General features: G+C 66.4%; 17 protein-coding genes. 9 read left to right on the top strand and 8 right to left on the bottom strand.

Features of this window, described 5'->3' with window-relative positions:
* Positions 1 to 35 precede the first annotated feature (35 nt).
* Positions 36 to 596: an RNA 2'-phosphotransferase gene (locus tag ACFRAQ_RS31390; RefSeq protein WP_379106064.1), complete on the top strand. Its 561-nt coding sequence runs from the start codon at positions 36 to 38 to the stop codon at positions 594 to 596.
* A 46-nt stretch (positions 597 to 642) separates the two neighbouring features.
* On the opposite strand, the gene ACFRAQ_RS31385 is transcribed toward ACFRAQ_RS31390, so the two are convergent.
* Positions 643 to 990 carry a hypothetical protein gene (locus ACFRAQ_RS31385; RefSeq protein WP_379106062.1) on the bottom strand — a complete coding sequence of 116 codons (348 nt, stop codon included), beginning with the start codon at positions 988 to 990 and terminating at the stop codon, positions 643 to 645.
* 194 nt (positions 991 to 1,184) lie between these two features.
* On the opposite strand from ACFRAQ_RS31385, the gene ACFRAQ_RS31380 reads away from it, so the two are divergent.
* Together ACFRAQ_RS31380 and ACFRAQ_RS31375 are read left to right on the top strand one after the other, a co-directional pair.
* The gene (locus ACFRAQ_RS31380) at positions 1,185 to 1,310 is read left to right on the top strand and encodes a hypothetical protein (protein WP_379106060.1); all 126 of its coding nucleotides are present in this window, start codon (positions 1,185 to 1,187) and stop codon (positions 1,308 to 1,310) included.
* Positions 1,307 to 2,245, top strand: coding sequence for an AraC family transcriptional regulator ligand-binding domain-containing protein (locus ACFRAQ_RS31375; protein ID WP_379106258.1), 939 nt, complete (start codon positions 1,307 to 1,309; stop codon positions 2,243 to 2,245). The genes ACFRAQ_RS31380 and ACFRAQ_RS31375 overlap by 4 nt, the downstream gene beginning before the upstream one ends.
* A gap of 52 nt (positions 2,246 to 2,297) precedes the next feature.
* On the opposite strand, the gene dmpG is transcribed toward ACFRAQ_RS31375, so the two are convergent.
* The 3 genes from dmpG to ACFRAQ_RS31360 are packed head-to-tail and all read right to left on the bottom strand — an operon-like array spanning position 2,298 to position 5,113.
* Positions 2,298 to 3,362 carry a 4-hydroxy-2-oxovalerate aldolase gene (gene dmpG / locus ACFRAQ_RS31370; RefSeq protein WP_246598189.1) on the bottom strand — a complete coding sequence of 355 codons (1,065 nt, stop codon included), beginning with the start codon at positions 3,360 to 3,362 and terminating at the stop codon, positions 2,298 to 2,300.
* Between the two features lie 12 nt (positions 3,363 to 3,374).
* A complete protein-coding gene (locus ACFRAQ_RS31365) occupies positions 3,375 to 4,283 on the bottom strand; it encodes an acetaldehyde dehydrogenase (acetylating) (protein WP_213558314.1) in 909 nt (302 codons plus the stop codon).
* A gap of 44 nt (positions 4,284 to 4,327) precedes the next feature.
* Positions 4,328 to 5,113, bottom strand: coding sequence for a 2-keto-4-pentenoate hydratase (locus tag ACFRAQ_RS31360; RefSeq protein ID WP_379106057.1), 786 nt, complete (start codon positions 5,111 to 5,113; stop codon positions 4,328 to 4,330).
* A 143-nt stretch (positions 5,114 to 5,256) separates the two neighbouring features.
* Between ACFRAQ_RS31360 and kstD the strand changes: the two genes are divergently transcribed.
* From kstD to ACFRAQ_RS31340, 4 genes are all read left to right on the top strand, one after another.
* Positions 5,257 to 6,972 (top strand): 3-oxosteroid 1-dehydrogenase, encoded by a 1,716-nt coding sequence (gene kstD / locus ACFRAQ_RS31355; protein ID WP_379106055.1) that lies wholly within the window; start codon positions 5,257 to 5,259, stop codon positions 6,970 to 6,972.
* 305 nt (positions 6,973 to 7,277) lie between these two features.
* Positions 7,278 to 8,138 carry a MaoC/PaaZ C-terminal domain-containing protein gene (locus tag ACFRAQ_RS31350; RefSeq protein ID WP_379106052.1) on the top strand — a complete coding sequence of 287 codons (861 nt, stop codon included), beginning with the start codon at positions 7,278 to 7,280 and terminating at the stop codon, positions 8,136 to 8,138.
* Between the two features lie 121 nt (positions 8,139 to 8,259).
* On the top strand, positions 8,260 to 8,475 hold the full coding sequence (locus ACFRAQ_RS31345; RefSeq protein WP_379106050.1) for a type II toxin-antitoxin system VapB family antitoxin: 216 nt from the start codon (positions 8,260 to 8,262) through the stop codon (positions 8,473 to 8,475).
* Positions 8,472 to 8,885 carry a PIN domain nuclease gene (locus ACFRAQ_RS31340; RefSeq protein WP_379106048.1) on the top strand — a complete coding sequence of 138 codons (414 nt, stop codon included), beginning with the start codon at positions 8,472 to 8,474 and terminating at the stop codon, positions 8,883 to 8,885. The genes ACFRAQ_RS31345 and ACFRAQ_RS31340 overlap by 4 nt, the downstream gene beginning before the upstream one ends.
* A 156-nt stretch (positions 8,886 to 9,041) precedes the next feature.
* Here the strand turns inward: ACFRAQ_RS31340 and hsaB are convergent, their stop codons facing one another.
* The 4 genes from hsaB to hsaA are packed head-to-tail and all read right to left on the bottom strand — an operon-like array spanning position 9,042 to position 12,636.
* Positions 9,042 to 9,653 (bottom strand): 3-hydroxy-9,10-secoandrosta-1,3,5(10)-triene-9,17-dione monooxygenase reductase subunit, encoded by a 612-nt coding sequence (gene hsaB / locus ACFRAQ_RS31335; protein ID WP_379106046.1) that lies wholly within the window; start codon positions 9,651 to 9,653, stop codon positions 9,042 to 9,044.
* Between the two features lie 29 nt (positions 9,654 to 9,682).
* Positions 9,683 to 10,582 (bottom strand): iron-dependent extradiol dioxygenase HsaC, encoded by a 900-nt coding sequence (gene hsaC, locus ACFRAQ_RS31330; RefSeq protein ID WP_379106044.1) that lies wholly within the window; start codon positions 10,580 to 10,582, stop codon positions 9,683 to 9,685.
* A 2-nt stretch (positions 10,583 to 10,584) separates the two neighbouring features.
* Positions 10,585 to 11,463, bottom strand: a complete 879-nt coding sequence (hsaD, locus tag ACFRAQ_RS31325; RefSeq protein ID WP_357089847.1) for a 4,5:9,10-diseco-3-hydroxy-5,9,17-trioxoandrosta-1(10),2-diene-4-oate hydrolase — start codon at positions 11,461 to 11,463, stop codon at positions 10,585 to 10,587.
* Positions 11,464 to 11,466: 3 nt separating this feature from the next.
* On the bottom strand, positions 11,467 to 12,636 hold the full coding sequence (gene hsaA / locus ACFRAQ_RS31320) for a 3-hydroxy-9,10-secoandrosta-1,3,5(10)-triene-9,17-dione monooxygenase oxygenase subunit (RefSeq protein ID WP_379106041.1): 1,170 nt from the start codon (positions 12,634 to 12,636) through the stop codon (positions 11,467 to 11,469).
* 200 nt (positions 12,637 to 12,836) lie between these two features.
* Between hsaA and ACFRAQ_RS31315 the strand changes: the two genes are divergently transcribed.
* Positions 12,837 to 14,042: a Rieske 2Fe-2S domain-containing protein gene (locus ACFRAQ_RS31315; RefSeq protein WP_379106039.1), complete on the top strand. Its 1,206-nt coding sequence runs from the start codon at positions 12,837 to 12,839 to the stop codon at positions 14,040 to 14,042.
* On the top strand, positions 14,042 to 14,371 hold the full coding sequence (locus tag ACFRAQ_RS31310) for a hypothetical protein (RefSeq protein WP_357282806.1): 330 nt from the start codon (positions 14,042 to 14,044) through the stop codon (positions 14,369 to 14,371). Before ACFRAQ_RS31315 ends, ACFRAQ_RS31310 begins: the two co-directional genes overlap by 1 nt.
* The last annotated feature ends 44 nt before the right edge of the window (positions 14,372 to 14,415 follow it).

The raw sequence follows: 14,415 nt of genomic DNA, 5'->3' as shown, positions 1-14,415 counted from the left end.
TCGAATTCGCGTGCGGGACTGCTTCACTCGCGACCATGAACGACTATCGCATGAACGAGCAACAACTCGTCCGGACCTCCAAGCGGCTGTCCCGGCATCTGCGGCACGCACCCGAGGCGATCGGGCTCACCCTGGACTCGGCCGGTTGGGTGGACGTCACCGCGCTGCTGGCGGGACTGGCCCGGCACGGCCGCACCGTCACGCGGCCCGAACTGGACGAGGTGGTGGCACGGAACAACAAGCGCCGCTTCGAATTCGACGCGACGGGGACCCGGATTCGCGCGAGTCAGGGGCACAGTGTCGACGTTGACCTGGAGTACCGGGCGACCACGCCGCCCGCACTGCTCTACCACGGCACCGTTGCCGCGGCCCTGCCCGGAATTCGCGCCGAGGGCCTTCGACCCATGCGCCGCCACGACGTCCATCTGTCGGCGGATACCGAGACCGCCGTCAAGGTCGGTTCACGTCGAGGCCGACCCCTCGTGCTGACCGTGGACGCCGCCGCGATGCACCGCGACGGACACGAGTTCCGGGTCAGCGCCAATGGGGTCTGGCTGGTGGCCGCCGTCCCGCCCGGTTACCTCACCGGTCTCTGAGCTCCCGGCAGGATGCGAGCAGGACGGAATCCACTGTGGGCGGGAACTATTGGAGCGCGGGCGGCATCCGGGTCGGCTTGATCCGGCCGGCGTCGATGAGCGCCCGGAATGCCGCGGCTTTGCGCTGACATTCGGCGACCGGGCAGCGGCGGTGCTGCTGCATGGTGCGGTGGGCTTCCTGGACGCCCAGGGGGTGATCGGGGGCGAGGTGCGACCAGGAGGATGGTGCGGTGGCAGCCAACGCCAAAGCGTTGTGCTCCTTGGTGATTCGATCGCGGATCCGATCCACTGAGAGCCGATCCGGATCCTCGTGGGGGTGGTGCAAGCTCATGATGGCGATTGCCGTGACCACGAGCGTTGCGAGGGTGGCCGTGAACACTTGCCAGGCGGCCATTCGTTCACCTTCTCCATGTCTATCGGATGTAGTCAGCGAGATATTCAGTTGGTTAGCTAGATATTCACCGTATGCCCTGAAACGTTACGCCTCCAGCGTGTCCTGGGTCAGGAACAATCGAATTTCGGCCGCTTTCAGCAACTTCCCCGGTCGTTCCGCCGCGCGGCACGCTGAATGTTTGCGACTATTTCGAGGTGGCGGACGGTCATGCCCAATCGCGCTCCATCACCAGCGCGGCGCTCCTTGTCGAATTCGCGGTCGGTCGGGGCCTGGCCGCCGCTGATCTGCTGCGCCACACCGGAATTCGCGAGCGTGACTGATCGATGCGGCCGCCGAGATCAGCCTCGCTCAGGAGCTGGCCCTGATGCGCAATGTTGTGGCCGGTGTCGGGGATGAGCCCGGTATGGGGCTTATGGCCGGATTGCTCTGTCATCCACCGAGTCTCGGCGTCCTCGGTTTCGCCATGATGAGCTGCCCGACCGTGCGCGAGGCCGTCGATCTGGCCCTGCGCTACGCGGACCTGTCGTTCACCGTGGCGCGGCACCACCTGGTCGTCACCGGCGACGACGTCTCGATCATCCGCGACGACAGCGGCGTGCCCGCCGACCTGCGGCGTTTCGCGGTGGAGCGGGATGTGGCCGCCATCTGGACGATTCAGCGGGACGTGATGCCGCTGCGCCCGCCCATCACCCGGGTGGCGGTGGCCTTCCCGCCGCATCCGGTCTACGAGATGTTCGGGGCCGTGCTCGGCGTCGAGGAAGTGGTCTTCGACGCGCAGCGTTCAGTGCTCACCGGACCGTCCAGTATTCAGAAACTCCCACTGCCGCAGGCGAATGTCGCGACCGCCCGCTTCTATGAACGCCAGTGCGCAGAACTCCTGCAACGCCGAAAACACCGCCAGGGCGTCAGTGTTCGCGTCCGGCACCTGCTCATCGCATGCGGAGGAATAGCCGACCAATCGCACATAGCCGCCGAATTGGACATCAGCGTCCGAACATTGCGCCGCCGTCTCGCCGATGAGGGCACCACATTCCGCGAACTTTCAACCGAAACGGTCGGTTTGCTGGCCGAGGAATTCCTCGTCACCGGCATGACCGTCGAACAGGCCGCACAGCGCCTCGGCTACGCCAGCGTCTCCGCCTTCACCTCCGCCTTCCGCGCCTGGAAAGGCCAGCCCCCCGGACAATTCGCCCGCGAGAACCGCGGCCGCATCGCCGCCCGCTCCGCCACGCGCCCTGGAAACGACCGACCTTGAAACGGCACTGGGCCGCAACCGAGTTCGGTTGCGGCCCAGGGGAGAGCGTAGGTCAGGCGTTGGCGGCCGACTTCTCCTTTTCGCGCTGGAGCTCCAGGGCGATATCGATGAGCTGGTCTTCCTGGCCACCCACCAGCTTGCGCTGGCCGGCGCGGACGAGCATCTCGGCCGCGGAGACGCCGTAGCGCTCGGCCTGACGCTCGGCGTGGCGGAGGAAGGAGGAGTAGACGCCCGCGTAGCCCATCATGAGGGCCTGGCGGTCGAGGAGGCACTCGCTCGGCATGGCCGGGCGGACGACGTCCTCGGCGGCGTCGGTGATGGCGAAGAAGTCGACGCCGGTCTTGATGCCGAGCTTGTCGCAGACGCCGATGAAGGCCTCGACGGGCAGGTTGCCCGCGCCCGCGCCGAAACGACGCGCGCTGCCGTCGATCTGGGTGGCGCCCGCGCGCACGGCGTACACCGAGTTCGCGACCGCGAGGCCCAGGTTCTCGTGGCCGTGGAAGCCGACCTGCGCGTCATTGCCGAGCTCGGCGACCAGGGCGGAGACACGGTCGGAGACCTGCTCCAGCACCAGCGCGCCGGCGGAGTCGACGACGTAGATGCACTGGCAGCCGGCGTCGGCCATGATGCGGGCCTGCTTGGCGAGGTTCTCCGGGGTGGTGGAGTGCGCCATCATCAGGAAGCCGACGGTCTCGAGGCCGAGGTCGCGCGCCATGTTGAAGTGCTGGATCGAGACGTCGGCCTCGGTGCAGTGGGTGGCGATGCGGCAGATGCTCGCGCCATTGTCCTGCGAGATCTTGATGTCTTCCTTGACGCCGACGCCCGGCAGCATGAGGAAGGCGATCTTGGCCTGCTTGGCGGTCTCGGCCGCGACCTTGATCAGTTCCTGCTCAGGGGTTTTCGAGAACCCGTAGTTGAACGAGGAACCGCCGAGGCCGTCACCGTGGGTGACCTCGATGACCGGCACGCCGGAGTTGTCGAGGGCGGCGACGATGTCACGGACCTCTTCCACCACGAACTGGTGGCGCTTGTGGTGCGAGCCGTCGCGCAGCGACGTGTCGGTCACCCGGACGTCGAGGTCCGCGGAGAACGGCTTGAGAATGTTCGAATTGCTCACTGTCGGTACTCCTTACACCCGAGCCGAGATGATCTGGTCGGCCAGCACATTGCCCACCTGGGTGGCGGCCGCGGTCATGATGTCGAGGTTGCCCGAGTACGGCGGCAGGAAGTCGCCCGCGCCCTCGACCTCGACGAAGATCGACACCTTCGCCATGCCGCCGGAAACCAGCGACGGCTCGTCGAACTGCGGCTCGTTGAGCAGGCGGTAACCGGGCACGTACTCCTGGATGGCCTTCTCCATGCGGTGCACCGACTCGGTGATCGCGTCGCGGTCGGCATCCTCGGGGATGGAGCAGAAGATGGTGTCGCGCATGATCATCGGCGGCTCGGCCGGGTTCAGGATGATGATCGCCTTGCCGCGCTTGGCGCCACCGATGTTCATGACACCGGCCGAGGTGGTCTTGGTGAACTCGTCGATGTTGGCGCGGGTACCGGGACCGGCGGACACCGAGGACACCGACGCCACGATCTCGGCGTAGTCGACCGGCACGACGCGGGACACCGCGTGCACCATCGGAATCGTGGCCTGGCCACCGCAGGTGATCATGTTGACGTTCATCTCGTCACGCAGGGTGTCGAGGTTGACCGGCGGGATCACAGCGGGGCCGACGGCGGCCGGGGTGAGGTCGATGGCACGGATGCCGGCCTCGGCGTACTTCGGCGCGTAGGCGCGGTGCACGTACGCGGAGGTCGCCTCGAACAGCAGGTCCGGCTTCTCCGGCAGCGCCAGCAGCCAGTCCGCGCCCTCGGCGGAGGTCTCCAGGCCCAGGCCGCGGGCGCGCTTGAGGCCCTCGGAATCGGGGTCGATGCCGATCATCCAGCGCGGCTCGATCTTGTCCGAACGCAGCAGCTTGTACAGCAGGTCGGTGCTGATGTTGCCGGACCCGACGATCGCGGCGGTGACTTTGCTTGCAGTCACGGCTTTCTCCTACTCGGTGAGGTCTGTGTCAGTCGGGGCGGCGCTTACGCGAAACCCAGGTGGACGGAACCGAGTCCGGCGAACTCGGCGATGAACTCGTCGCCCGGGCGGGCGTCGATGGCACGGGTGCAGGAGCCGGGCAGCACGATGTCGCCCGCCTTCAACCGCACGCCGAACGAGGCGACCTTGCGGGCCAGCCACGCCACGGCGATGGTGGGGTCGCCGAGCACGGCGTCCGAGCGACCCTCGGCGATGACCTCGCCATTGCGGGTCAGCACGGCGTCGATGGCCTTGATGTCCAGCAGTTCCGGCGCGACGCGGGCCTGGCCGAGCACGTAGCCGGCCGAGGAGGCATTGTCGGCGATGGTGTCGCAGAGGCCGATCTTCCACTCCTTGATGCGGGTGTCGATCAGCTCGATGGAGGGCGCATAGGCGACGGTGGCCTTGCGGACGTCCTCCTCGGTGCAGTCCTCGCCGGGCAGGTCGGCGCCCAGGATGAACCCGACCTCGACCTCCACGCGGGGGTACAGGTACTTGGAGGTGTCGACCGGAACGTCTTCGTAGACTTCCATTTCCGCGAGCAGGTGCCCGTAGTCGGGCTCGTCGACGCCCATCATCTGCTGCATGGCCAGCGAGGACAGGCCGACCTTGTGGCCCACCACCTTCGCGCCACCGGCGAACCGCTGCCGCATGTTGATCAGCTGGATCTCGTACGCGTCGACCACGTCGATCTCGGGGTGCCGCGCGACCAGCGGGTCGATCGGGGTGCGATCCCGTTCGGCCGCCGCGAGCTCGTCAGCCAGTTCCTTGCGAAGCGCGTCGGTCAGCACGCTGTGTTCCTTCCATCGGGGGTACCGGCCGGTGGCCCTACGGTAACGAGACTAGAAATTGAAACGAGTTTTTGTGAAGAACATCGCTTCAGCAGTCCCATCTGCCAGACCAACATAGACCAAACCAGGATTGATTCTATAACGTGTTCTACATGACTGATCGGGATTACGACGTGGTGGTGGTCGGCAGCGGTGCCGCCGGTATGTCCGCCGCCCTCACCGCTGCGCACCACGGTCTGCGCACGGTGCTCATCGAAAAAGCCGCTCATTACGGCGGTTCTACCGCGCGTTCGGGCGGTGGCGTCTGGATTCCCGGAAACAAGGTGCTCAAGGCCGCCGGCAAGGGCGACGACCTGGACGAGGCGCGGACCTACCTCTACAGCATCATCGGCGACGTGGTGCCCAAGGAGAAGATCGACACCTACATCGATCGCGGCGCCGAGGCCTTCGACTACGTCCTGGACCACTCCGCGCTCAAGATGACCTGGGTGCCGGGCTACTCCGACTACTACCCGGAGGCACCGGGCGGCAAGGCGGACGGCCGCTCCTGCGAGCCCAAGCCCTTCAACCTGAAGGTACTGGGCGCAGAGCGCTTCAATCTGGAGCCGCCCTACAGCAAGGCGCCGCTGAACGTGGTCGTCATGCAGGCCGACTACAAGAAGCTCAACCTGATCCGCCGCCACCCGAGCGGCATCCTGCGCGTGCTGCGCGTCGGCACCCGCTGGGCGTGGGGCAAGGCCACCGGCAAGGCGCTGGTCGGCATGGGCCAGGCGATCATCGCGGGTCTGCGCAAGGGCCTGCTGGACGCGAACGTGCCGGTCCTGCTGAACACCCCGCTGACCGGTCTGGTCATCGAGAACGGCGTGGTCACCGGCGTCGAGGCCACCCAGAACGGCGAGACCGTGCGGTTCAACGCCAAGTACGGCGTGATCCTGGGCAGCGGCGGCTTCGAGCGCAACGCCGACATGCGGCACAAGTACCAGCGTGAGCCCATCACCACCGAGTGGACCACCGGCGCCGAGGCCAATACCGGCGACGGCATCCGCGCGGGCATCGAAGCGGGCGGCGCGATCGACTTCATGGACGACTCGTGGTGGGGTCCGACCACCTTCCGCGGCGAGGGCAAGCCCTGGTTCTGCCTCGCCGAGCGGAACCTGCCCGGATCCATCATGATCAACACGCAAGGTCAGCGATTCGGTAATGAGTCCGCTCCTTACGTCGAGGCTGTGCACACCATGTACGGCGGCGAATACGGGCAGGGTGAGGGACCGGGCGAGAACGTGCCGTGCTGGCTCGTGTTCGATCAGCGCTACCGGTCTCGCTACATCTTCGCCGGATTGCAGCCTGGCCAGCCGATTCCGTCCCGCTGGATGGAAAACGACCTCATTGTCAAGGCCTCTTCGGTAGAAGCTCTCGCGGAGAAGATCGGCGTCCCCGCCGACAACCTGGCCGCCACCATCGAGCGCTTCAACGGCTTCGCCGAGACCGGCAAGGATCTCGACTACAAGCGCGGCGACTCCGCCTACGACCGCTACTACGGCGACGAGACCATCAAGCCGAACCCGTGCCTCAACAAGCTCGAGGTCGGCCCGTTCTACGCGGTCAAGATGGTTCCCGGCGACCTGGGCACCAAGGGTGGTCTGGTCACCGACAACGACGCCCGTGTACTGCGCGAGGACGGCACCGTGATCGACGGCCTCTACGCCGCCGGCAACACCTCGTCGCCGGTCATGGGCCACACCTACGCCGGTCCCGGCGCGACCATCGGACCCGCGATCACCTTCGGCTACCTGGCCGCCCTCGATGTCGCCGCCAAGGCGAAGAACGGCGCGCCGGTGACGGCCGACAAGGCGTCCTGAACCGTCCCAACCCGGTTCAGGATCGGGTTGGGCGCGAGTCGGGTCACGTCGAGTCCGCGCCCAACCCACCCACACATCCCGTCGTACCGCTCTATCCCGGCGGGGTGTGTGACGACAACTGAAGAACCCGGATCCGCCATCGCGAACGCTCTTTCCGATGGCGGGTCCGGCGTATAACCACACGTAGAAGTGGAGCCGAGCGCGGTGAACGCGCTACCCGGTCAGCGGGCGCAGGCTTGCGGACTCGGCCGCCGCGTTGAACCATCGGACCCGATTGGGGTCGCGATCACGAGGAGAACTTTTTCATGCCCATCGACTTGAGTGTGGCGCTCGGCGCGCAGATCCCGGCGCGCGAATTCAGCTGGTCGGCCAGCGACGTGCAGACATACAACCTGGCGCTGGGCGCCGGCAACCGCTGGACCGACGCCGCCGAGCTGGCCTACCTCGACGACCGTGAGCCGGCCGTGCTGCCGTCCTTCGCGACCGTCGCGCCCTCATTCCACGAGACCGAGCCGCCGAAGGTGAAGTTCGACGGCATCGACATCGACCTGGCCAAGGTTGTGCACGGCAGCCAGGAGACCATCGTGCACCGCCCGATCCCCGCCTCGGGCAAGGGCTCCATCTCCGGCCGCATCACCGAGATCTGGGACAAGGGCTCCAACGCCGTCATCTGGCGTGAGGACACCGCCGTCGGCTCCGACGGCGAGCCGCTGTGGACCTCGCGGTCGTCCATCTTCGCCAAGGGCGAGGGCGGCTTCGGCGGCGAACGCGGCCCGAGCGCCAAGACCGAACTGCCCGACCGGGCGCCGGAGTTCGAGGTCCTCACCCCGACCCTGCCGCAGCAGGCGCTGCTCTACCGCATGTGCGGCGACCGTAACCCGCTGCACTCGGACCCGGAGTTCGCCCGCAACGCCGGCTTCCCGAACCCGATTCTGCACGGCCTGTGCACCTACGGCCTGGTCCTCAAGACCGCCACCGACACCGTGCTCGCCTCGGATGTCTCGCGCGTCAAGGGTTTCCGCGCCCGCTTCGCCGGCGTCATGTACCCGGGCGAGACCCTGCGCTCGCGCATCTGGCAGCAGGACGGCGAGCTGGTCATCGCGGTGACCGTCGTCGAACGTGATGACGCCCCCGTCCTCGCGGACGTGGTCCTCACCCACTCCTGACGCTGGTCTCCACCGGGCCGCAACCGACTTCGGTTGCGGCCCGGTTCTGTATCCAGGCATCCACCTTCTATGCATCCTGCCTGATATCCTTGATACAAGTCCGTATATCAGGAGGTGGCTCATGGCTCGAACGGTGATCGACCTTGACGACCAGCTGGTTGCCGATGCGTCCAAAGCGCTCGGGACTACGACGAAGAAGGACACCGTGAACGCGGCCCTTCGCGAGATCCTCGAGATCCGCCGCCGCGCTGTCGCGCTGACCCGGCTACAAGAAGCGGTCGCCGATGGGGCGATCGATGTCGAGATATTCGAGGACAAGCGGAACTACCGCCGGTGAACGGCGCTCAGTTCCTCATCGACACCAGCGCTTTGGTCCCCCTGTTGCGCCAGGAGCCGGATGGGGTGGTGTGGCAGCGAGTCGCTGCTGCCGGGCTGATCGCGATCTGCCCGATCACCGAGCTCGAGTTCTTCTACAGCGCCCGCTCGGCTGCCGATCGTGAACTCCTGATCGAGCAGATCCGAATTCTGTTCGGATGGGAACCGGTCGACGACCGTGCCTACCAGCGAGCGTGGGAGGTGCAGGGTGAGTTGACCAGTCGAGGACAGCATCGAAGCGCCGGCCCGGTCGACCTCGTCGTCGCGGCAACCGCCGAACTTCGCGGGCTGACGCTGCTGCACCGCGATCGAGACTTCGAGTGCATCGCAGCGATTACAGGCCAACCGCATCGTCGGCTCGGTACTCCCTGAATCTGGATGCGCCCTCACGGTGCTCTGCGAGTTGTCCCCAGCCCTCCCCAATGTGAAAGGCCCCTGTGGATGAAATCCACAAGGGCCTTTCCGATCGTCTGGGTAGTTGGTGTTTCAGGGGCGAAGCCCCTGAGAGCTACCGAGAGTTGGTCATCCTCACAGCCAGGTGTCGAGCGTGGTGGTGGTGAGGAAGTGTTCGAGGTCGGCGCGCCAGGGGGCCGGGGTGGTTTTCTCCGGTTCGATGGCCGTGTACTGGCCGCGGTAGAAGAGCAGCGGCCTGCCGGAGTCGGTGGACTCCGACAGGGCCTGTACCCGGCCGATCACGATGTAGTGATCGCCGCCGTCGAGCACGTTGTCCACAGTGCACTGGATCGTGGCCAACGCGCCGTCCAAAACCGGGAGGTCCAGTTCCGAGGTTTGCCAGTCGATTCCGGCGAACTTGTCGGGTTCGCGGGAACCGAAGCGGGCGCACACCGGCTGTTGCTCCTCGGCCAGCATGTTCACGGCGAAGCTGCCGTTGCGTTCGATCGCCTTCCAGGAGCGGGACTCCTTGGTGGGGCAGAACAGCACCAGCGGCGGATCGAGGGACAGCGCGGCGAACGACTGGCACGCGAAGCCGATCGGCGCCCGCTCGCCGCCCTCGTCGTCGAAGGTGGTGATGACGGTGATGCCGGTGCAGAACTGCCCCAGCACATTCCGGAACTGACGCCCATCGATGACGGGGCGCCCGTCGGTCGTCGCTTCCTTGGTCAATTCGGCCTCGGTCATGTTCTGCCGCCCCTTGTAGTCCGTGCTCGCTACTTGAATCCGACGGTGAAGTCGTGGCCCCACAGGCTGACCGCGGTGGATTCCCGCGCGATCCACGAGTGGTCGTCGACTTCGAGTCCCTCACAGCCGAATTCGATGTCGAATCCGCCCGGCGTCTTCATGTAGAAGGAGAGCATCTTGTCATTGATGTGGCGACCCAAGGTGGCCGACATCTTGACCTTCTTACGGTTCGCGCGATCCAGGCAGAGGCCGACGTCGTCGGAGTTCTCCACCTCGACCATGAGGTGCACGATCCCGGTCGGGTTGGGCAGCGGCAGGAACGCCAGCGCGTGGTGGCGCGGGTTGCAGCCGTAGAAGCGCAGCCAGGCCGGGTCGCCGTCGGCGGGACGGCCCACCATCTGCGGGGGCAGACGCATGGAGTCACGCAGGCGGAAACCCAGTACGTCCTGGTAGAACGCCTGCGCGGCCGCATCGTCGGTGCAGGTGAGGACCACGTGGCCCAGACCCTGCTCCGCGGTCACGAACTTGTGGCCGTACGGGCTCACGAAACGGCGGCCCAGATACTGCGCACCGTAGAACGCCTCCAGGGTGTTCCCGGCCGGATCCTGGAACCGGATCATGCCCTCGACGCGACGCTCACCGAGTTCTTCCTTGGTGCCCTCGGTGTAGGCGACCCCGGCCTTGGCCAGGCTCTCGCGCAGCTCCTGCAGGCCCTTGGCGTCGGTGACCTCCCAGCCGGAGACCAGCAGGCGGTCCTGCTCGCCCGGCACGATGATCAGACGCGCGGCGAAGTCGTCCATGCGCAGGTAGAGCGCATCGGGGTTCAGCCCGCTGCCCTCCATCATGCCGAGCACCTTGAGGCCGTACTCGCGCCAGGCCGCCATGTCGGTGGCCTCGATGCGCATGTACCCGAGTGCCTTGATACTCATGGTCACTTCTCCTTGACGCCGAGCAGGAAGTCGGTTGCCAGGCGGTTGAACTCGTCGAACTTCTCGAGCTGCGCCCAGTGGCCGCAACCACCGAACACGTGCAGCTGCACGCGCGGCACCATCTTCAGGGCCACGAGCGCGCCGTCGATCGGGTTCACGCGGTCCTCGCGGCCCCAGATCATCAGCACCGGCTGACGCAGCTTGAACGCGTCACGCCAGATCATGCCCTTGGCGAAGTCGGCGCCGGCGAAGGACTTGCCCATGGCGCGGGTGGCGGCCAGGGATTCCGGCTGCGAGGCCGAGGCGAAACGCTCCTCGACGAGTTCCGGCGTGATCAGCGACTGGTCGAAGACCATGATCCGCAGGAACGCCTCCAGGTTCTCCTTCGTGGGTTCGAAGTTGAACTTGGACAGCAGCTTCACGCCCTCGGTCGGGTCCGGCGCGAACAGGTTGGTGGACAGGCCGCCCGGGCCCATCAGCACCAGCTTGCCGGCGCGGTCCGGGTAGTCCAGCGCGAAGCGGGTGGCCGCGCCGCCGCCGAGCGAATTGCCCAGCAGGTGAACGCGATCGGTGATGCCGAGGGTGTCGAGCAGGTCCTTCAGCGCCGAGGACGAGTGCACGAAGTACTGCGGGTGCTCGGTCGGCTTGTCGGACTGCCCGAAGCCGGGCTGGTCGACGGCGAGGACGTGGAAGTCCTTGGCCAGCACCGGAATGTTCTTGGCGAAGTTCGACCAGGAGCTCGCGCCCGGACCGCCGCCGTGCAGCAGCACGATGGTGGGGCCGTTGCCGACGCCCGCCTCGTGGTAGTGCAGCTTCAGGTCCGGTCGCACCTGCGCGAAGCGCGAGGTGGACTCGTAGGTGATTTCCTCTACGGCCGTCACGGATTACACCATTCCGTCGGTGACCGGCAGGCCGAACGCGTGGGTGCCGTACATGACGTAGGCGCGCTCGGGATCCTGCGAGGCGTGCACGCGGCCGGCGTGGGCGTCACGCCAGAAGCGCTGCAGCGGAGTGCCTTCCACCAGCGCGGTGGCGCCGGCGGCCTCGAAGAGGCGGTCGACGGAGGCGATCACGCGGCCGGTGGCGCGCACCTGGTCGCGGCGGGCGGCGGCACGCATCTCGAACGGGACGTCCTTGCCCGCCACGATGCACGCGTACTCGTCGGCGATATTGCCCGACAGCTGACGCCAGGCGGCGTCGATGTCACTGGCGGCCTCGGCGATCCGGACCTTGGCGAACGGGTCGTCCTTGGCGTTCTCGCCGGCGAAGGCGGCGCGCACGCGCTTGCCCTGGTGCTCGACGTGGGCCTCGTAGGCGCCGTAGCCCATGCCGATGATCGGCGCGGTGATGGTCGCGGGATGGATGCTGCCCCACGGCATCTTGTACAGCGGATCGGTATTCTGCTCCAGGCCAGGCGATTTCAGTTCGCCCATGGTCCGCATGCTGAGGAAACGGTGCTTGGGAACGAAAACGTCCTTGACCACGACGGTGTTGGAGCCGGTGCCGCGCAGGCCCACGACGTGCCACACATCGTTGACGACGTACTCGCTGCGGGGGATCAGGAACGAGCCGAAGTCGACCGGCTTGCCGTTCTTGATGACCGGGCCGCCGACGAAGACCCAGTCGGCGTGATCGGAACCCGAGGACCAGGCCCACGAACCGTTGACGGTGTAGCCCGAGCCGTCCTCGGTCACCACGCCCGCGCCCATCGGGGCGTACGAGGAGGAGATCCGGACCTCGGTGTCGTTGCCCCAGACCTCTTCCTGGGCCTTCTGGTCGAACAGCGCCAGGTGCCAGTTGTGGATGCCGAGGATGCCGGCACACCAGCCGGTGGAACCGCAGGCGCTGGCCAGCTTGCGGACCTGGTCATAGAAGATCACCGGGTCGCAGGCGTAGCCGCCCCACTGCTTGGGCTGCACGAGCTTGAAGAAGCCGGTCGCCTGCAGATCCTTGACGGTCTGGTCCGGAAGGCGGCGCAGATCCTCGGTCTCCTGGGCGCGCTCACGCAGGGTGGGCAGCAGCGCCTCGACCCGCTCAACTACTTCTTGCGTCATCTCGCCAGTTGCTCCTGCCTGGTGCTGGTACCGGAAGCGGTCTTCGTTTGCCCCTGAGAGTAGAACACGTTCTTATTCCTGTCGAGAACGCGGTTCACGCCCAGCTCAGAGAGCCCCCATCCAGGTAGTTGGTCCTATCGCTGGCAAACGGCCAGCCGATTTTGTAACGTGTTCTAGTACATCCATAGGAGGATCAGGAAATGGCGACAACCCCCCAAGGGCCCCGCGGGAAGGTCCGCGAGATCGACGTGGGCTCCGCGCCCACCCGTTTCGCCCGGGGCTGGCACTGTGTAGGCCTGGCCAAGGACTTCCGGGACGGCAAGCCGCACTCGGTCAACATTTTCGGCACCAAGCTGGTTGTTTTCATGAACAGCCAGGGCGAACTGAAGGTCCTGGACTCCTACTGCCGTCATCTCGGCGGCGACCTCTCCATGGGTGAGGTCAAGGGCGACTCCATCGCGTGCCCGTTCCACGACTGGCGCTGGGGCGGCAACGGCAAGTGCACCGGCATCCCGTATGCCCGGCGCGTGCCCCCGCTGGCCCGCACCCGCGCGTGGACCACGCTCGAGCGCAACGGTCAGCTGTACGTGTGGCACGACCACGAGGGCAACCCGCCCACCGACGAGGTGACCATCCCCTACGTCGAGGGTCCGTACACCAACGCCGACGGCACCCCGTCGGAAACCCTCAACGACGGCTGGACCGACTGGACCTGGCACTCGCTGCTGATCGAGGGCTCCAACTGCCGCGAGATCATCGACAACGTCGTGGATATGGCGCACTTCTTCTATATCCACTACGCCTTCCCGACGTACTTCAAGAACGTCCTCGAAGGCCACGTCGCCACCCAGTATCTCGAGACCAAGGGCCGTCCGGATGTCGGCAAGGCCGCGGAGAACGGCATCGACGTGCTGCTCAAGTCCGAGGCGTCGTACTTCGGCCCGTCCTACATGATCAACCCGCTGCTCAACATCTACAGCGGCTTCGAGGTCAAGACGGTCCTCATCAACTGCCACTACCCGGTCTCGCAGGACTCGTTCGTGCTGCAGTGGGGTGTGTCGCTGGAGAAGCCGAAGGGGCTGCCCGAGGAGCAGGCGGAGAAGTTCGCCGCCAAGATGACCGAGGGCGTGTCCGAGGGCTTCCTGCAGGACGTCGAGATCTGGAAGCACAAGTCCAAGATCGACAACCCGCTGCTGACCGAGGAAGACGGCCCGGTGTACCAGCTGCGCCGCTGGTACGAGCAGTTCTACGTCGACGTCGCCGACATCGACCCGAAGATGACGCAGCGCTTCGAATTCGAGATCGACACCTCCAAGGCCAATGAGCAGTGGGGTCTCGAGGTCGAGGAGAACCTGCGCAAGAAGGCGGAGGCCGAGGCGGCCGCCGCACAGGAGGCGAACGCCTGATGACCACCTGGGCGAAGGCACCCGATTTCGCGGACCGGCCGGAACAGCGAGCGCAGGTGCGCGCCCAGACGGTCGTCGACAAAGAGCACTACATGGAGTCCGGGCTGACGCCGATCGCGTGTCAGACCTGCGGCACCCAGGTGCAGGTGCGCAAGCACAGCCACAACCAGAAGACGGTGCAGTGGACGACCGACCCGGCCGCCACCTGCCCCGTCTTCCGCAAGCTGGCCGAGTCCGGTCCCACCACCGGGAAGCCGGACTCGTGCCCGAACCTCGAGAAGACCATCGACCACGCGGTCGCGGAAGGGATTCTCGGGGTCGACGACTGACGGCTGTCGACCGCCGGGTTCCACCCCCACGGTGGTGCCCGCCG

Origin of the sequence: Nocardia sp. NPDC056611, assembly GCF_042792755.1 — a bacterium.
GTDB lineage: Bacteria > Actinomycetota > Actinomycetes > Mycobacteriales > Mycobacteriaceae > Nocardia.
The sequence above is the reverse complement of the archived record's forward strand: the minus strand, read 5'-3'. Positions and strand labels throughout refer to the sequence as shown.

What these genes read in the sequence shown, in the direction of transcription:
- ACFRAQ_RS31350 (WP_379106052.1), top strand. Translation starts at nt 7,278, where the DNA reads ATGCCCATCGACTTGAGTGTGGCGCTCGGCGCGCAGATCCCGGCGCGC.
- ACFRAQ_RS31315 (WP_379106039.1), top strand. Translation starts at nt 12,837, where the DNA reads ATGGCGACAACCCCCCAAGGGCCCCGCGGGAAGGTCCGCGAGATCGAC.
- hsaB (WP_379106046.1), bottom strand. Translation starts at nt 9,653, where the DNA reads ATGACCGAGGCCGAATTGACCAAGGAAGCGACGACCGACGGGCGCCCC.
- hsaC (WP_379106044.1), bottom strand. Translation starts at nt 10,582, where the DNA reads ATGAGTATCAAGGCACTCGGGTACATGCGCATCGAGGCCACCGACATG.
- hsaA (WP_379106041.1), bottom strand. Translation starts at nt 12,636, where the DNA reads ATGACGCAAGAAGTAGTTGAGCGGGTCGAGGCGCTGCTGCCCACCCTG.
- ACFRAQ_RS31385 (WP_379106062.1), bottom strand. Translation starts at nt 990, where the DNA reads ATGGCCGCCTGGCAAGTGTTCACGGCCACCCTCGCAACGCTCGTGGTC.
- ACFRAQ_RS31390 (WP_379106064.1), top strand. Translation starts at nt 36, where the DNA reads ATGAACGACTATCGCATGAACGAGCAACAACTCGTCCGGACCTCCAAG.
- ACFRAQ_RS31310 (WP_357282806.1), top strand. Translation starts at nt 14,042, where the DNA reads ATGACCACCTGGGCGAAGGCACCCGATTTCGCGGACCGGCCGGAACAG.
- ACFRAQ_RS31345 (WP_379106050.1), top strand. Translation starts at nt 8,260, where the DNA reads ATGGCTCGAACGGTGATCGACCTTGACGACCAGCTGGTTGCCGATGCG.